This is a genomic window from Veillonella sp. VA137 (assembly GCF_003992015.1).
Taxonomy (GTDB): domain Bacteria; phylum Bacillota; class Negativicutes; order Veillonellales; family Veillonellaceae; genus F0422.
In genome coordinates, this window is sequence record NZ_RQVK01000004.1 from 1 (window position 1) to 18193 (window position 18193).

Consider the following 18193-nt stretch of genomic DNA (forward strand, 5'->3'; position numbering starts at 1 on the left):
GATAAGTAGTCTTTATTTTATTAATATCAAATGGAATTTTATTATCTTTTTTGAATTGAATTTTTTCTAATAACTTTATATATATATTCAAATCATTATCAAGTAATAAAGGAATCGCATGATCAACATATACTTCATCTTTTGTTCTTCCTCCCAAAAAAAGTCTATTTCCCTCAAAATTAATTAAGCTTCCATTATATAGCCCTCTATATATAACATGAATACTTTTTAAAGCTACCTTTCCTTTATAATACTTAACAAATAGATTACAAATAGATTGATCTGAAAAATCTCGATTTAACAAATACACGGGCACCGGGAAAATTTCAATTTTCTCTTTATTTTTTTCATCAATTGTTTTTAAAACTACATATTCAGCAATTTTAATATCACTTCGTCCTCCATATTTCCCAAGTTCTTCCAATCTGCAATCAGTTTCTTTTATAGGTAAATATTTATCGTCTGATGACTTAATTGCCACATTAGCCTTTTTCAAGCCTTCTTTTCGGAATAATTTTCCTTTATCTGCAACAGCTCTTCTTGTAATTCTCACATCATTACTTTTCATCATTGCAGTAACGGTTTCCATACTGTATTTTGGATCCCAGATAATCATATCTTTGTTATTGCCACTAAAAATTCTTTCATCATACATTTTCGTTAAATTATATGTTCTATCTACACCTTTATTCTTTGCAAATGAAAGAAAGTCTTTTGTAAACTTTTCGTGATATACATTACCTACCACGATATTTAAATAGGCATCTTTTGCATGATGATGGTGATTCACCGATCGCACTTTAATGAACCCATAATCTCGTCTAAAATCGGATACATTTTCTGCTTTTACAAATACAATTTCTGTTTTGGGATACAGTTGTTGTAATAAAGTTGTCACGGCCTTAATAGATTGGCTAGTAGAAACGATTTGACGATTAATAAATTGATTTAATTCATCATTTGTTAAAGGTTCAATTCTGATTAACCGTTCAAATTTCTTTTGAGATATTAGCCCTTTATCCAATAACATCTTCCAAAAATCTCGACTTTGTTTTTGAATTGTTTCATCAATAGGATAATTATCTGTTTTACGCATATTTATAGTTTTATCAACTAACACTAAATTATCGAAACTATCATCTTTAGTTTTACTTTTCGGAAATATATGATCTTTATCATATTGACCTGTAACTAGATCACGTATATCAATTCTTTTCCCTGAATACATACATCTACCTAGCTGAGTAAAATAAAGATATAACTTTCTACTATCTAAATCTGCCTCATTTAGTACATTTAGCTCATTGCGCAGTCTATTTATATCATCATTTTTGATTTGATTATACAAATCGACTAAAATTGCTTTTCTAGATTTATTTCGTTTTTTATCTACTTTATTAGTTCTTGTTACTTCCACAAATATTTTCTTTGGTAGTTCTTTACGAATAGATACAAGCTCATCAAGAATACGCAATGTTTGCCATACACTACGTTTTACCATTGGTGATAAGGATAATTCTTCTAGCATTTCAAAAGCTGATTTTTCTTTTGTTCCTAATACATTTTTTACGTATTTTTGTACATTCTCAATAAAAGAATAGGAAGAACTCAACAATTGCATCAAGTTTTCATGACCTTGTCGCATATGTTCAATAATGGTGCCTTCTTCAGAGTCATCATCATTCTTTTTTATGCCCCTAATATCACTCAAGAATCTCTTGGACAACCTTCCCCATCCAACGTATTTTAACTTTCCTAATTTTTTGATTTGTTCCTCTGTAAGTCGTTCTCCATAGTTGTTTTTCATTACTTGTCGTAACATATCTTTACTTTCACCAAAGATAGTAATATAGCGAATGATGTCTTCTGCCATGGAATAATCAAAATTTTCACCTAGGATACGAGCCATATCTCTATGAGATGTTAGTTTCGTAGCAATCTGTTGATCCATACCCGTAATAACCGGAGATTGTGACACATAGTTATTATCTACTAAATATTTTGCTACCACTTTTTTCGTAGCTGTTTTAGTATCCTGTAAAGACATAAAGTGATCTCGTATAAATGCTTGTTTAACATCTACTGGTAATGGTTTGCCATTGATACGAATATTGTTCAATTCATTCAATAAAGAAAACTCCGCATAGAACAAGGAATATTTAGGTAACACATCTTGGTCAATTAAATAAGTACATTTATTAGTTAAGCTTTCAATAAATTTAACCGCTGATGCTTGGACATCAATTTTTTGTTCAAAGTTCCATGGCAATACTTGTCCCGCTTCCTTACGAACAACCCAAGCATACCCACCATTCTCAATTGAATGTGCAGGATTCAATGGACCCACATAATAAGGAATTTTAAACTCCAAGATGGAAATAATTTTGTCCGCTACAGTCAATCCATCTTCTACTTCACTTAAAAATGGGAAATTTGTTTTTGCTTTGTCTAGAATACGTACTAATTCTTCTTTATGTAATTGGTAAGGTACTACACCATTTTTATTAATTCGTTGAAGTGGTAAGAAATTCTTTTCTTTTATCTCTTCCTTTATCTTTTCTATTTCTAATGATTCTGGTAATTGTTTTAATACTTTTTCAACATAGCTATAAAAGGATTTTTCTGTTGTAGTAGTCTTTCCAATGACTCCCTTCTTAATATATTTCACATAATTTGTGCCTTCTTTCAGATCAGCCTTAAACATATCATCATATAGTTTCTCATCTTGTTTTAACACTCCCTTTAAAAGTGCTAAATCGTTTTTATGTTTAGCATATGTTTCTATTTTTGCCTCTGATAAGGATTGTCCTGGCTTTACCATATCGCTAAGAATAATGCTATCATGCAAAACTTTACATTGATCTACTAAGCCCAACCGATCACCCCATACTTCTGCATAAGCACTTCGTATATCATCATAAATCAATTCATCTAAACTAATAATTCTAAGCTCTTTTTCATCAGGTTCTACAATATCTACATCAACTTCAGTAAATAGTTCTACTAACTTAGCTTTCAATCCCACAATTAAATTCGCCCATGCTTGTAACCGTTTTTTATCAATACTAGAAAGTTTTTTCCCGTTAGCAATCATCGATTCTAGTTGTTTTACCTTATCACGTCTTACAATACCTTTGTCTAGCAATAAAACAACAACTGAATCCAATATCCCCTTATTCTCTATAATAGAACCAAAACCTAACTCTGATAACGTAGCTTGAACGACTTCATTAATCTCTCCATCTAGAGAAAATTCTTTTTTCCCATATAAAAAGTTTCCCCGATGTTTTAAGATATGATGAATAGGCAAGAATAACAAGCGAATATCTTTCGTGCCTTCTGTCATCAAATGATTGCGTAAGTGATAAATCGTAGGAAATTCCTTGTAGTAATCTATATCTGTGTACTCTTTATCCATGAATAAAGTATATTTCACTGGATTCGTTTTATCTTCTACATGGTATTTCGATTCATGAAGACGCATGAAAAATGTTTCATCTACCGCATTAATTTCTTTAGCAAATAATGACTCTAGTAAAAGTAATCGAAACTTACGACGTTGTAAACGACGACGACCTGATCGTTTCATACGAGTATCTACTGCTGTTTGCGCCTCTGTAAACAGTCTAGCCCCCCACATTTTATGAGACTTGAACTTCAATAATTCATACTTCTCATTTGTCACAGCCCAACCAACAGAATTTGTACCAATGTCGAAACCAATAAAATAATTGCCCCCTTTGAAACCTTTGTGCTTGCAAATCTGATCCTTGTGTTTGTCAAAATTACTCATTGTATTTCTCCTTTTCCATACAATATAACCGGCCTCACACAAAACAACTGTAAGTAGTCATTACCATAGCTCAAAATGAATATTACTATATATTATTTAATTTCATTATACTACTAAAAAACACTTGACTCCATATCTTTTTTTGTATACAATGAAAGCATCTCAAAGACATTTACGTTTGAGATATTTACAGAATCACACTACAAGTTCAAATACGAATTTATTTTCATCGCCCTTGAGGCACCCGCTGTGGGTACTTAACTCAATTCATTTGGAATTGAGTTTTTTTATTATCCTTCTTTTAAAGTACGATACCATATATAGATTATATTACGTTATACTAGCGACTAAACAAATTATCATAAGACAAAAAAGGAACGTTGATCAAACATTATCAACGTTCCTCTTTATATGTTTATTCGTGTATTAAGACCATAGATTGTCCTAGTAGATGTCTTACTGTCTTAGGCAGTGAAACCCACCAATCCTATAGACAGTTGGAGGCATCATACAATATTACCTTTGTTTCACCCACCGTTGGTATCCTTTCCACAGTAGGAAATAGATAACCGACGCAATGAGTATCACCATGGTTAAGCGACCTAAGTTATCTTGTAATAACACCGCATCATGCCCCACAATAACCTCTAAGGCTGTGGATGGAAATTTACCGATTAAATTGGCAATGATGTAATCTCGTAAGGAAATTTGACTAATGGCTCCTAAAGCTGTGATAATCCCACTTGGAAAATATGGAATAGATCTAGCAAAGAGCATCATAACTAAACCATTTTTACCACTAAAGTCATCCACTTTCAGCAAAAACTCGCTCTTTTCTATGACCTTATGCGCCGTGTCCCGCAAAATGTAGCGCATAATCATAAAACTAAGCACCACACCTACAGTCTCTGCTAACCAAGAAATAATAATCCCCGGCACCACACCAAATAGCAAGCCATTGGCTGTAGAAAAGAAGATGGATGGTAAAAATCCCAACGCATTGATGAGCACATCGAGGACAAAGCTAATCACCATCGCCCAGGGGCCATAGGATTGCAAAACCTCTGCCATGCGTTGTACATCGCCAGAAAGGATTAATTCCCACATATCATCATAGAAACCAGGAACAAGGACGTACACCAGTAGTCCCAGTGCTACGAGTCCACTCAACAACCCCAGTTGTATATATCGTTCCTTTTTCTTATCATTCATTCCCATACCTTCTTTTCTAGTTGTTACTTAACCTCTACCGTCTAATACTAAATTATCGTGGATCGCACGAACCGCCGTTTTAATGTGTTCTTCTCCGATAAGGCAGGAAATACTGATTTCAGAAGTACTGATAATCTCGATATTCACACCTTTGTCAGATAAAATGCCAAACATTTTCGCTGCCACACCTGGTTGTCCCAACATACCAGCACCCACAATGGATACTTTCGCCATATTTTCGTTAATCACGCACTCTTCAATAGACATGGATTGACCAAGTTCCTCAAGCACTTGTTTCGCCAAGTTCACGTCATCACGTGTGATCGTGAACACGATATCTGTCCGTTTATCATCTGTGGTCCGGATACTTTGTACGATCATGTCTACGTCGATACTCTTATTGGCCAATGCTTGAAACACTTGATGTGCCACACCTGGAATATTTTCCACCCCTACAAGACTTACTTTTGCCACATTTGTATCATCTGCAACGCCTGTAATAGCGTATTGATTTGCTTTCATTGTATACTCCTCTCGAATTATCGTGCCTTCTTCATCACTGAAAGTAGATCGTACATGAATTGGCACCCCATACCGATGTCCCATTTCGACCGCTCTTGGTTGCATAACACCTGCCCCTAAGCGCGCCATTTCTAGCATTTCACCATAGGTGATTTCTTTCAATTTAACAGCCCCTGGTGCTACCCGTGGGTCTGTGGAGTATACCCCATCTACATCTGTAAAAATTTCGCATACATCGGCTTTCATAGCGCCTGCTAATGCGACTGCTGTTGTGTCAGAACCACCACGACCTAATGTAGTAATGTCTCCAGCTTCCGTCATACCTTGGAAACCCGCCACAACCACAATATTGCCGGCTTCTAACGCATCTAGCACGCGTTTCGGTTCAATATCTAAAATACGTGCTTTACCAAAAGCATCGCTCGTAGCAATCCCAGCTTGCTCACCCGTCATAGATACTGCTGCATGACCTTTCGCTTGGAACGCCAGTGCCATCAATGCAATCGTTACTTGCTCACCAGTGGACAAAAGACGGTCCATTTCACGGCCATACGGCATAGATGTGACTTCTTTCGCCAAGCTCACCAAGTCATCTGTTGTATCGCCCATGGCAGAAACAACCACCACAATACGATCCTCTGGTTGTTTGTCGCGTAATACGCGATTTACAATGTTAAATATTTTTTCAGGCGTCGCTACAGAGCTACCACCAAATTTTTTCACAATTAATGCCACTGCAATCCCTCATTTATAAGATACAAAGTATAAAACAATATCTATATTAATCTACCATACTACGCTACTAAAGTAAAGGATTTTTGTAATATTTTACTATTTTTATCATACATTTGTCTTTTTAAGGTAGATATTTCTATATATATTTTTACTATATTATACAACAGTCTATGCCTATACAAAATCTATACGTAATAATAAAGGACTGCCTCCCCCAAAGGGGCAACAGTCCTTGTCATAACCGATTCAGTTATTTGTCTAATCTTAGATTAGCCTTCTACAACGATATCTTTTTCAGATTCCCACAAGCCGTGGATGTTGCAATAAGAAGTTGCAATCAAACGACCAGATTTTTTGAAAGATGCAGTAACAACACCAGCTGCTTCAGCATGTACAGGGCCTTCGTTAGCACCTGTAGGAGCTTCGCCGTGTACGTTGAACTCAAGACGAGCTACTTCGTATGGAAGTTGTGTACCTTCTTCTACATAGTACAATTTGATCCAAGAAATATGATGTTCTACAGTGTTAGGATGAGCAATTTCTTTACCCACTTCTAATTCGATTACAACGCGTTCGCCAGCTTTTACAGTGTCAGGTGCTGTGATCACTGGAACGTGTTTTTCTGTTGCAAATTCAGCTGTTTTTACATAATTTGTGATAGCCATAGGTATAACCCCCTTGAATTAATATCATATCCAAACATGGAAACCTTTCCATGTAAAGCACTAAATTAGTACACTATTATTGTACTTGTTTTTCTTCACTTACGCAAGAACTATTTTTAAGATTTTCGATGTGGTTTTTGCATACCCTTTATATTTTCTGCAACATCTAGTAGTCAAATACATGCTTAGACCGCTTCAGCTAAAACTCTATACCACGCTTTGCTTTAATCCCTTGTTGATAGGCATGTTTGATAACTTTCATTTCCGTTACCGTATGCGCCAATTCAATAATCTCTGGGCGTGCATTTCGACCTGTTAAAATCATGTCTAAGCTTTCAGGTTTTGTTTTAAGCAAGTTCACTACTGTCTCTACATCTACTAAACCATAATGAATGGCATAATTGATTTCATCGAGGATGATTAAATCCCATTGACCAGACTTCACTTCTGTTTCCACCATGGCCCACGCTTCTTTTGCTGCTTGTTGATGTTCCTTCATTTTTTCTTCTGATTCTTCCTGCTTGTGAAAGATAAAGCCTTTGCCCATGGATCGAATTTCTACGGTTGGTAATAAGTCAATGCCTGCTAATTCGCCGTAATTCGCACCACTTTTAATAAATTGCAAAATAAGTACTTTTCTACCACAGCCCGCTGAACGCAGTGCAACGCCCAAAGCTGCTGTTGTCTTGCCTTTCCCATCTCCCGTATTGACTAAGATTAAACCTTCACCCATCTATCTCTCCACCTTTCTTAGAATATATGGAAATCCTATGCCAAGGCACAGGATTTCAAATGATTATATTTTATTATAGTTAGAATGGATTACGTATATGATACGCTAATTTACCAAGTACATGATCTGCTGGTACAAATCCAATGAAACGACTATCTGAAGAATGATTACGATTGTCTCCCATCACAAATACATGTCCTTCTGGAACAGTAATTGGTAGAGAGCGTTCAAACTTCATCGTTTCTTTTTTGGTATACGTCTCGTTTAGCTTGGTGCCATTTCTCCAGACATGTCCTTCTTTAAATTCTAATGTATCACCTGGGCGACCAATCACTCGTTTTACCCATACATCATGGCTTTGCAAGGATGGTACTACCACACTAGCATAGTTCATCAAAGGTTCCATTACATCATCTTTCCAAGACCGTTCTCGTTGCACACGACTATCAATGATGACGATGTCTTCATAATTTGGTACATCTCGCATAACATGAGACCATTTGCTAATTAATAGGAAATCCCCATTATGTAACGTATCCTCCATTGATTCTCCGGATACTCTTGTAGGTTGTACAATAAATATATGTGTTACCATGGCTACGATAAGAGCCACAACAATAGCTTGCAACCACTCACGAGCTTCTTTCAAAATTTGACTGCCAATAGCTGTATCTTTTTCCATAGATCCTCCTATTCTAAGGATACGTAATGATACGTATCTTGTATGTATCGATTAATGGATTGATTTCTTACCGAACTGACCACCGAATACATCATGTACATCATTGATGGTGATGAAAGCATTGTCATCCACTTCGTAAATAATATCTTTCAATTTTGTTAATTCCAATCGCGTCACGACACAGTAAATAATCCGCTTTGGAGTCTTGGTATAGGCTCCTTCGCCGTATAATAAAGTAACACCACGACCTAAGCGATGCATCACTACATCAGCTACTTCTTCCGATTTATCAGTGATGACCATAACGCCTTTCGATTCTTCTACGCCCGTAATGACTAAGTCCATCATTTTATAGGCTACGAAATAGGCAATCAAGGAGTACATAGCACTATTCCAATCGTATACAAAACCCGCTGCTCCTAAAATAAAGAAGTTTAGGAACATGACGATTTCACCTACGGAAAAGGAACTCTTTTTATCAAAGATAATGGCTACAATTTCCGATCCATCTAAGGATCCACCATTTCGTATAATAATGCCTACCCCAAGACCTAGAATAATGCCTCCGAAGACTGCGGCTAACAATGGGTCATGCACAATAGGCGGCACATGATGCATGAAAGCAGAAAATACGGAAATGCACGCTATGGCGAAAAGGGTAGATATGGTAAAACTTTTACCAATTTGCATATACCCTACATATAAAAATGGTAGATTAATCAACATAACTAGTACACTAAATGAGATACCAGATAGCTTACTTGCCATTAAGGCAATACCTACTACGCCACCATCGATTAAGTGGTTTGGTACTAAAAATACATCTAGTCCATAGGTATAAATCACAGCACCTATAATCATCATACAGTAGCGCATAGCCATATCTATTAATTTTCGCTTTCTGCTTTTATGTTCTTTCATCCTTTGGATACTCACTCCTTATTTGTTACTAACCAACGTTCTCCAATAATCCATGCCGTAATATCATCCACAGGAACTGGAGGGTATAACATGCCTTTTGGCACTAATTTTCGCCACCCTGTGGGTGGGTGTACTTCAAAATAACGGCGCCGTGCTTCTTCTGTGGTATGCTTTTCATTGACAAAGTTAAATTTTTTTCCTTGCGATTCTGCTACCTGTTTTACCATACTCCCTACCGCTTTATGATTGGTTCCATTTCCACAGACTAAAACAGATACCCCTGCATACATCCTTAATAGAGATTGTAATTCACACATTACGGAATCAGTAGGCACAATATCCATCATCATTAATTGAGATGTTCTGGTAAGAATCGCAATTCCGGTTTTATCACGACCTGGGTCAACCGCCAATACATAAGGTTCCAATACCATTGTTTATACCTCACTGATTTACCGGAATGACACGCAACATAATTTGTACAGGTCCACTAGTGAAAGTATCTTCCCTAGTCACAGCCTCTAAGCGTACAGGACCACGTTGATTTTCGACTTTTCGTATCGTAGTAAACAGCTCATTGCCAGGTAAAGACCCTACTTCGCCAGTAATTGGGTCAGGCAAGATACCGTGTTTCTTTGCCTCTACATTGACTTCTTTTAAGAAAGCCAACACTTGATCTTGTGCGCTGTTACCACCATTTATTAAGGATGACCACAGAACTGTATCCTTTTTGAAAATCATATCATGAGGATATGCATGAATTTCAGCTAGTGCTGGTTCGCCATAAATAATGTTGGCAGATGCTGTGACCCGAATCATCAATGGTTTATCTGTAGAGGCCACTACTTTTGCTACTTCATTCAAATTGTCTCGACTCACATAAATCACTGTTTTTTCCTCTTCCATTTGGAATCGATTCAAAATGAGGCGATTCGTATCTTTCAAGAAACTGGTTAAGGCTGCCATACTTTCCACTTCCCCTAAACCTGGACGAATCACTGCTTGAGATAAAACTTCCCCATTGCGGAATACTACATTGCCTTCACGAACATGATTGATACCATCCTCTAATTCTTTTGTTGTTATTTGCAGGTCTTGTACATGACTTTCTAGTTGCGTCCGTACATCTTCTAAACGTCCTACTTCCGCATTGGATGCCACTAACTTATGCTCTGCCTCTGCATAGGCATCCTGGATCGACACCAGTTGATCTCCCATACTTGTCAAGGCTTTACGAGTTTCTTCTAATTCTTGTTCCGTTGCTTGCACATCACTTTGTACCTTTTGTAATTGTTTATTTTTTTGATTCAATTCATCATTACTTTGTTGCAATGCTTTCGTTTTTTGATCGATATCTGCTGAAAGTTGTGCCATCTCGGCTTTCAATTTATCCATTCCGAATAAAGCAGTACGTACATTGTTGGATGCAATACTGAGCACGCCCAATGTGGCTGCGGAAATTAAAATGCCCGTTACTATGGTAACAATGATAGAAGTATGCTTAGGGCGCAACCCAAACAAACTCATGCGCCGTTTCCCTACTTTTGTGCCTATTTTATCGCCTAAAAATGCAATTAATCCCCCCATAATAGTAATGATGAGGAGAATCCGAAGTCCCACTAACATAGCCGTATACCTCAATGTCAAATACTAGTCCTATATCTTTACTTAGTATATCAAAATCCATAGTACACTACAATGGTTGCACAAGAAAAGGTCTCAATATACGTATCAGAAATAGATATAAAAGAGTAGCATAACATAGTATATGTCATGCTACCCCCTATACTCTCTTATTTATTTAGAAACTCTCCAGTTTAAATATAAACCAGCTATGACTCCTAATGTATTCGGAATCCAAGCTGCTAATAACGGTGGTATAGCTCCACCTTTACCTAATGCGCCTGACAGTGTCATAACCCCATAATAAATGAAGATAACTAGCACTGAGATACCGAATCCAATAGACGAACTAGACCGTTGTTTTTGTAGGCCTAATGGTGCGCCTACTAAAGCAAATATAAAGCTTGCCACTGGAATGGTAAAGCGTTGATACATTTCCATTTGCCATTCTGTAATCTTACCACCAGTAGCTTCCATCGCTTTGATTTGTTGTCTAATCTCTTTAATAGTCATCTCTTCTGGTTTGCGTTGAGAGCGACTAATTTTATCTGGGTCTTGCGTTATTGGCAGTACTTGTTCTTCAAACTTTAATGTACGATCAATACCCTCACCGGACGCATTGATATCGTAAATAGTACCGTCATGCATAATCCAGTATTGACCATTCCAATTTGCTGTTTTAGCACGTTCAATTTGTGTCACTTGTCCATCTGTAAATTGTTGTACCGTAATATCGGACAGTAATTTAGTAGAACTATCATATTTTCCTGCGTACATTAAGGTATTAATCTTTTTGTCAGCCAAGGTCTTCAACACAATATGTTCCTGTGTTTGTGGAGTAGCACGTTTCATAATCTCCTCACGGATAATCGTTTGATACGCATGGTTTGCTGCTGGCACTACATATTCATTAAAAGCAATAGAACAAAGAGAAATAAGAAATGCCATGATATATACGGGTGTAGCCAAACGCAAGAAGTTTTGACCCCCTGCACGCATGACAATAATCTCACTACTACCACTTAATCGACCAAATGTCATCAAGGATCCCAATAGGACCGACATAGGGAAGGTTAATATGACGATATTTGGCAATGCCAATAAAAACGCTCTGGTCACAGACCACAAACTAGCTCCGTATTCTGTAATATACTGAGCAATCCGAAATAGGGTGCCGGTACCAATAAATATACTGGTAAAGGCAAAAATCCCAAACAGAAATGGACCTATGAAAGCTTTCAATATATATTTATCTAAAATTCTCATACCCACTCCTACATTCGGAAATCATCACCTAAATAAAACTTACGAGCCACATCGCTCGTAGCCACTTCATCAGCGGTGCCTTCTAATAAAATAGTCCCACTATTTAAGATGTACGCCTTATCCACAATCCCTAACGTTTCACGCACATTATGGTCTGTAATAAGCACCCCAATACCACGATCTTTCAAATGGCGAATTATGGATTGAATATCTGCTACCGCAATAGGATCAACCCCTGCAAAAGGCTCATCTAGCAATATAAATTTAGGATTTAAAGCAATGGCTCTGGCAATTTCTACACGACGACGCTCACCACCTGACAACTGAATGCCCAACCGGTCACGCACGTGGGTGATATGAAATTCTTCCAATAACGATTCCATAGTATCCTTCTGTTCTGCTTTAGAAAGATTGGTGGTTTCTAACATGGCTAAGATATTATCTTCTACTGTTAAATTGCGAAAAATAGATGCCTCTTGCGGCAAATATCCAATACCATAAGCAGATCGTTTATACATCGGCATGTGGGTCACATCCACATCACCAATACAGATACTCCCTGAAGTCGGCTTTTCTACACCTACAATCATATAAAAGGTAGTTGTCTTGCCGGCTCCATTAGGACCTAACAAGCCTACAATTTCACCTTCTTCAACACGGACGCTAACTTCATCCACTACATTTCTTGATTTGTAGGTTTTCACTAAATCCTTTGTTTGAATAAACATAAACTCTCCTTACTTTGGAGTAATGATTAATGTACTACGCCCACCAAGCGTTTCTGCACTATTATCACTAAGTTCTATCTTTAACTCTGGGGCTTCTAAAACATTCCCATTTTGCACAGCTCTAGCATTACCTTTTAAATAAGCAACACCATCATTTTGATTTGGTGTTTGCGTGTACACCGCCTCATCTGCTGTAGCATTGACGTTACGACTGGCACTAGATAAAGTTACATTCCCTTTAGCTGTCGCAGATATTTGATTGGTATACGCCGTAATATGTTGACCCGTCAATACATTATCTGCCATCACTAATTGTCCATGTCCAATAATCTCGCCATATCCAGTTTCCGTATTATAATTCACTTGATCACCAAATAATTGACGATCATCTTTTTGTAGATGTACATTACCTGTCGCATCAAATTGGTGATTATGTAAGACATGTACTTCACCAGCTGCCATGGACATATTGTTACCAATCATGCTCACGCCACCTGTTAAAAATCCTTCTTCACCTTTTGTATTGTACCAACCAGAGGCACCTGTCATAGTTTTATCATCTTTTGTAATGACCACACTGCCTTTGGCTTCTGCTCGACCACTGATACCATCATATGTCAACTGATCGGCAGTAATCATTATATTTCCATTGCCAGCAGGATTTGCATCCGTTGGCGCTGCCCATACGGGAATCATCATGACACCACCCATAAGAGCTGCCATGAGTAAATGTTGTAGTTTCATGAATTTCCTTCCTACTTGCGAATCAATTTAGCATGACCTTTTGCTGTCACTTGTTGCAATATCATATCCCCTTCTAATGCATCACCTTCTAGTGTAGTATCTGCATCAGTATAGGTAAACTTAGAAGTAGATTTAAATACCTGTTCCTTACTAGTATATTCTAATCCTTCTGTACGGAGACTAGCTCCCGTACTGGAGGTAGCCTCAATACCACCGGATAAAGTAATTTGCCCATGATCTTTAGATACTAGGCCTTTAGGCGCTTTTACAGTGAGTATGGTTCCCTCTTTATGAAAGGTGCCTGTCACATTTTCTAAGGTAATGACTTTCGTCGCTTGGTCAAGACTAATTTTTTCAGCTTTTACTGACCAAATGAGTTGTCCGTTTTTTTCTTCTTTCAGTTCTGTACCATTAAAGCTACTGGAATTACCCGATGGTCCTAACGATGTCGTATCGGTACCACCATATAGGAAGTATCCAAAACCTAAGAGAATTAAAATGCCTACCACAATCGCGAGGAGAAGTTTTTTATTGTTCTTCATGCACAGCCTCCCGCACTTGTAGTTTATGTTCAATATCTGTGATTTCATGAATTTTTGTATTCCAACGATGCTGGAACCACAACCATTCATCAGGATGTTCTTTAATAAAAGCTTCTGTTATCTTAACAGTTTCTTCCGTAAGGCGGAACATATCTTTCTCCACATCACCAGTATCTTTATAATGAAGTGCTGGCAAGATATGGACAATATGACCATTCTCTTTACGAGATGCAAAGACTGGAACTACAGGAGCTTTAAACTTTTTCGCAAAGGATGCTGGTCCCGTTACCGCTGATGACTCTTGCCCTAAGAACATCACTGGCAATCCTGTGTACCAGCCGTCTTGGTCCGCCAAGAAACCTAATAATTTCTTCGCTTTCATAGCTTGTGCAGCGCCTCTCATTTCGGAGCCACCACGAGCAAATACTTCTAATCCCACCATTTCTCGGTATTCGTTCATCAAACGTGTGAATTGAGCATTTGGTTGTTTTTTTACAATCGTTGTGGACGGATACCCATGAGCCGCTAAGGCTGCGCCCATCCATTCCCAATTGCCTACGTGAGCCGTCAATATGACAACACCTTTATCTTCCGCCACAGCTGCATCTAGGTGTTCTAGCCCTCGCATTTCAATATGTTCTTTTATGAACTCAGGTGTCAAATTAGGCATATATAGTGTTTCCATCACAGAACGTCCCAAGTTTTTAAAGAGTCGTCCTAATATGGCATCTGCTTCTTTTTCATCTATGGAAAGGCCAATCATTAGATTATGTAATCCTCGTTTGACCTGTTTTTTACCTACTAATCTATATAAAGGTCCTAGAGATGCTCCAATGGATAAGATTGTAGAATAGGGTAATGCACAAACTAATTTACTAATCGTCTTTAATGCTGTATATTGCCATTCTCCTGCCATGAAAGCCTCCTTTCTACTGACCTATTTGGTAAGATTCTTCCCGGTATGAGCGTACCGCATCCTCCCAAAGTCCTTCTCGTTTTAAAATATACTCAACTGCTTCACGCACTGCTCCCTCACCACCCTTGGCTTGGCAGATATAGTGAGCTACTTCTTTTATTTCTGGTACACCATCTAGTGGTGTCATAGCTAACCCCACCTTAGACATAATGCCTAAGTCATTGAGATCATCGCCCATATAGGCTACTTCATGAACCTCTAAATCCAATGTATATAAGAGTTCTTGTAATCCTGCACTCTTATTATGGCTTCCCATTTGGATATGAGAAATCTTTAATTCCTTCGCCCTTCGCTCTACCATGGGAGAGATACGCCCCGTAATAATTGCAGTTTGCAATCCCATCCGGTGTGCTAAGGCTAATCCTAATCCATCTTTTGCATGGAATGCTTTGATTTCTTCTCCACTAGATGTATAAATAATCTCACCCTTTGTAAGTACTCCATCTACATCTAGGGCTAAACAACGTATTGCCATTACACAATACCTCTTCGCAACAAATCAGTAATATGTACTAAGCCAAGACTTGTTCCATCTTGACCAACAACTGGTAATACGGTAATCGGCCGAGGTTGATTTTTCTCCATCATATGAAGAGCTTCTGCTGCCAACTTATCTTTTGTAATAGTACGTGGTGATTTCGTCATCATATCTTCTACAGACCATACTAGGAAATTACATCCAGAATCTAAACCGCGGCGAATATCTCCATCCGTTACTAAACCGATTAATTTGCCTTCTTCATCTACTACATTGGCTGCTCCCAGTCCTTTATTAGTCATGACAAATAAAGCATCTTGTACGGTAGCCCCTTTATGAATAATAGGATTATCGTTTCCACTATGCATAATGTTCTCTACGGTTAACAATAATTTGCGACCTAAGGAACCACCTGGATGGAATACAGCAAAGTTCTCCGGCGTAAATTTATGTTGATCTAATAAGCACACTGCCAAAGCATCACCTAATGCCAATGCAGCAGTAGTACTGCTTGTAGGTGCTAATCCTAATGGGCACGCTTCTTTATCTACGCATACTACCAAGACGATATCAGAGTTTTTTCCCAATGTAGAACTTGGATTGCCCACTACAGAAATTAATTTAGCACCAATGCGACGTAAGGAAGGCAATAAGCTAATGACTTCACTAGTTTCCCCACTATTTGAGAATGCTAGTACTACATCATCAGATGTAACCATACCTAAATCGCCATGTACCCCTTCGCCGGGGTGTAAAAACAATGCAGGTGTACCGGTACTCGCTAATGTAGCCGAAATTTTTCGTGCAATATGTCCAGATTTTCCCATACCTGTACAGACCACCCGTCCTTTAGAGGCTAAAATTAACTCTACTGCCGTTTCAAAACGATGGTCTAATGTTTCAATTAAGTCTAACACTGCTTTTGATTCTTCTTGGAGCACCTGTGATGCCCGTTCAAGTATCTTCATAGTTCACCTGCATCCTTTACATCTGTACTATTTTTTTACGATTTTGTCGATAGCCACTAAATCAGTTAATAATTCTTCTAGAGAATCTAAATATAACATATTTGGTCCATCTGAAAGCGCTTCTTCTGGGTTATCATGAACTTCAAAGAACAATCCATCTACACCACTAGCTACTGCACCACGAGCTAGATTAGCCACGAACTCACGTTGACCAGAAGATGCTGTACCTGCTCCACCTGGCAATTGTACGGAATGTGTAGCATCAAAGATAACTGGATACTCAAAAGAACGCATAATTGGGAAAGATCTCATATCTACTACCAAGTTGTTATAGCCAAAGCTAAAACCACGTTCAGTAAGCATCAAGTTTTGATTGCCAGATTCTTCCATTTTTTTCAACACATTGCTCATATCTTTCGGAGCCATGAATTGACCTTTTTTCACATTCACGCATTTTCCAGTCGCTGCTGCTCCGTATACCAAATCAGTTTGGCGGCATAAAAAAGCCGGAATTTGAAGAATATCCAACACTTCTGCAGCGGCATCAATTTGAGTAATATCATGGATATCACTCACTACCGGTACTTGTAACTCTTCTTTGATAGCTTTCAAAATCTCTAAACCTTCTACCAATCCTGGACCACGGAAGGAAGAATAGCTAGAGCGATTGGCTTTATCAAACGATGCTTTGAATACATAAGGAATACCCACTTTATCGCAAATTGCTTTCGCACGACGACCAATCTCTAATGTACGTTCATAGCCCTCAATTACACATGGACCTGCTAATAGAAATAAGCCTTTACCTCCACCAAGTGTGAGGTTGCCTACTTGTACTGTTTTCATTGTATCTCCTCTCTAAACGAAATCGTTTATGCTTCTAATTGGCGAAATATTTCATTCACTCGTTCTAAATCTTCTGGTGTATCTACTCCAACAAAACGCTGGTCTGTAGTAATCACTCGGATGGTATATCCATTTTCTAATGCTCGTAACTGTTCTAAGGATTCAGTTAATTCTGCTGGTGTCGGTTCCATCTTAGCATAGGTTAATAAGAACTGACGATTATATCCATACATACCTACATGCTTGAGTGGAGGGACCACAAATGCATGTCTAGGGTAAGGAATCAAGGATCGGGAAAAATACATAGCATTCCCTAGGCGATTCACGATGACTTTTACTGCACTAGGCTCATTGTATTCTTCTTCTAATAAGGGACAGCCTACCGTTCCCATTTGTAGGGTTGGGTCTTCTTTGAATTGACGTGCCAATGTATCGATAACCGATGCATCAATGAGTGGCTCATCGCCTTGCACATTAATAATCACATCAATATCTGTTCTTGCAGATGCCACTTCCGCTAAGCGGTCAGTGCCCGTCAAATGGTCAGCTCTTGTCATCATCACCTGTCCACCAAATTGGGTAACAGCATCATACACTCGTTCATCATCAGTAGCCACGATGACCTCATGAATTTCCGTAGCTTTCGACACTTGCTCATAGACCCGTTGAATCATTGGTTTGTTACCAATCATCGCTAAGGGTTTACCCGGTAATCGTGTAGATCCATAGCGCGCTGGAATAATACAAGCTATACGCATA

At 38.1% G+C, this 18193-nt stretch carries 18 protein-coding genes; all 18 read right to left on the reverse strand.

Annotation, left to right across the window (positions count from 1 at the left end):
* Positions 1–3793: type II CRISPR RNA-guided endonuclease Cas9 (gene cas9 / locus EO116_RS02625; RefSeq protein ID WP_127160502.1), on the reverse strand; the 3793-nt coding region annotated here is incomplete at its 3' end.
* Positions 3794–4309: 516 nt separating this feature from the next.
* On the reverse strand, positions 4310–5005 hold the full coding sequence (locus EO116_RS02630; protein WP_127160503.1) for a TVP38/TMEM64 family protein: 696 nt from the start codon (positions 5003–5005) through the stop codon (positions 4310–4312).
* 27 nt (positions 5006–5032) lie between these two features.
* A complete protein-coding gene (locus tag EO116_RS02635) occupies positions 5033–6262 on the reverse strand; it encodes an aspartate kinase (protein ID WP_127160504.1) in 1230 nt (409 codons plus the stop codon).
* Positions 6263–6531: 269 nt separating this feature from the next.
* Entirely contained in the window at positions 6532–6927 is a 396-nt protein-coding gene (locus EO116_RS02640; protein WP_009353050.1) for a class II SORL domain-containing protein, read from the reverse strand.
* Positions 6928–7126: 199 nt separating this feature from the next.
* A complete protein-coding gene (gene cobO / locus EO116_RS02645) occupies positions 7127–7660 on the reverse strand; it encodes a cob(I)yrinic acid a,c-diamide adenosyltransferase (protein WP_127160505.1) in 534 nt (177 codons plus the stop codon).
* A gap of 79 nt (positions 7661–7739) precedes the next feature.
* On the reverse strand, positions 7740–8342 hold the full coding sequence (lepB, locus tag EO116_RS02650; RefSeq protein WP_127160506.1) for a signal peptidase I: 603 nt from the start codon (positions 8340–8342) through the stop codon (positions 7740–7742).
* Between the two features lie 51 nt (positions 8343–8393).
* The gene (locus EO116_RS02655; protein WP_127160507.1) at positions 8394–9263 is read right to left on the reverse strand and encodes a YitT family protein; all 870 of its coding nucleotides are present in this window, start codon (positions 9261–9263) and stop codon (positions 8394–8396) included.
* 11 nt (positions 9264–9274) lie between these two features.
* Positions 9275–9697: a hypothetical protein gene (locus EO116_RS02660; protein WP_127160508.1), complete on the reverse strand. Its 423-nt coding sequence runs from the start codon at positions 9695–9697 to the stop codon at positions 9275–9277.
* A 10-nt stretch (positions 9698–9707) separates the two neighbouring features.
* A complete protein-coding gene (locus EO116_RS02665; protein WP_127160595.1) occupies positions 9708–10889 on the reverse strand; it encodes a DUF3084 domain-containing protein in 1182 nt (393 codons plus the stop codon).
* Between the two features lie 171 nt (positions 10890–11060).
* Positions 11061–12152: an LptF/LptG family permease gene (locus tag EO116_RS02670; protein ID WP_127160509.1), complete on the reverse strand. Its 1092-nt coding sequence runs from the start codon at positions 12150–12152 to the stop codon at positions 11061–11063.
* Between the two features lie 8 nt (positions 12153–12160).
* A complete protein-coding gene (lptB, locus tag EO116_RS02675) occupies positions 12161–12880 on the reverse strand; it encodes an LPS export ABC transporter ATP-binding protein (RefSeq protein WP_127160510.1) in 720 nt (239 codons plus the stop codon).
* A gap of 9 nt (positions 12881–12889) precedes the next feature.
* Positions 12890–13624: an LptA/OstA family protein gene (locus EO116_RS02680; RefSeq protein ID WP_127160511.1), complete on the reverse strand. Its 735-nt coding sequence runs from the start codon at positions 13622–13624 to the stop codon at positions 12890–12892.
* Between the two features lie 11 nt (positions 13625–13635).
* The gene (lptC, locus tag EO116_RS02685; protein ID WP_164726042.1) at positions 13636–14166 is read right to left on the reverse strand and encodes an LPS export ABC transporter periplasmic protein LptC; all 531 of its coding nucleotides are present in this window, start codon (positions 14164–14166) and stop codon (positions 13636–13638) included.
* Positions 14153–15082: a lysophospholipid acyltransferase family protein gene (locus EO116_RS02690; protein ID WP_127160513.1), complete on the reverse strand. Its 930-nt coding sequence runs from the start codon at positions 15080–15082 to the stop codon at positions 14153–14155. Before EO116_RS02690 ends, lptC begins: the two co-directional genes overlap by 14 nt.
* Before the next feature lie 13 nt (positions 15083–15095).
* Positions 15096–15617, reverse strand: coding sequence for an HAD family hydrolase (locus tag EO116_RS02695; protein ID WP_127160514.1), 522 nt, complete (start codon positions 15615–15617; stop codon positions 15096–15098).
* Positions 15617–16588: an SIS domain-containing protein gene (locus tag EO116_RS02700; protein WP_127160515.1), complete on the reverse strand. Its 972-nt coding sequence runs from the start codon at positions 16586–16588 to the stop codon at positions 15617–15619. Before EO116_RS02700 ends, EO116_RS02695 begins: the two co-directional genes overlap by 1 nt.
* 27 nt (positions 16589–16615) lie before the next feature.
* Complete coding sequence (kdsA, locus tag EO116_RS02705) at positions 16616–17434, reverse strand: 3-deoxy-8-phosphooctulonate synthase (protein WP_062401938.1); 819 nt, start codon at positions 17432–17434, stop codon at positions 16616–16618.
* Between the two features lie 26 nt (positions 17435–17460).
* Positions 17461–18192, reverse strand: coding sequence for a 3-deoxy-manno-octulosonate cytidylyltransferase (gene kdsB, locus EO116_RS02710; RefSeq protein WP_127160516.1), 732 nt, complete (start codon positions 18190–18192; stop codon positions 17461–17463).
* Position 18193: the final 1 nt, after the last annotated feature.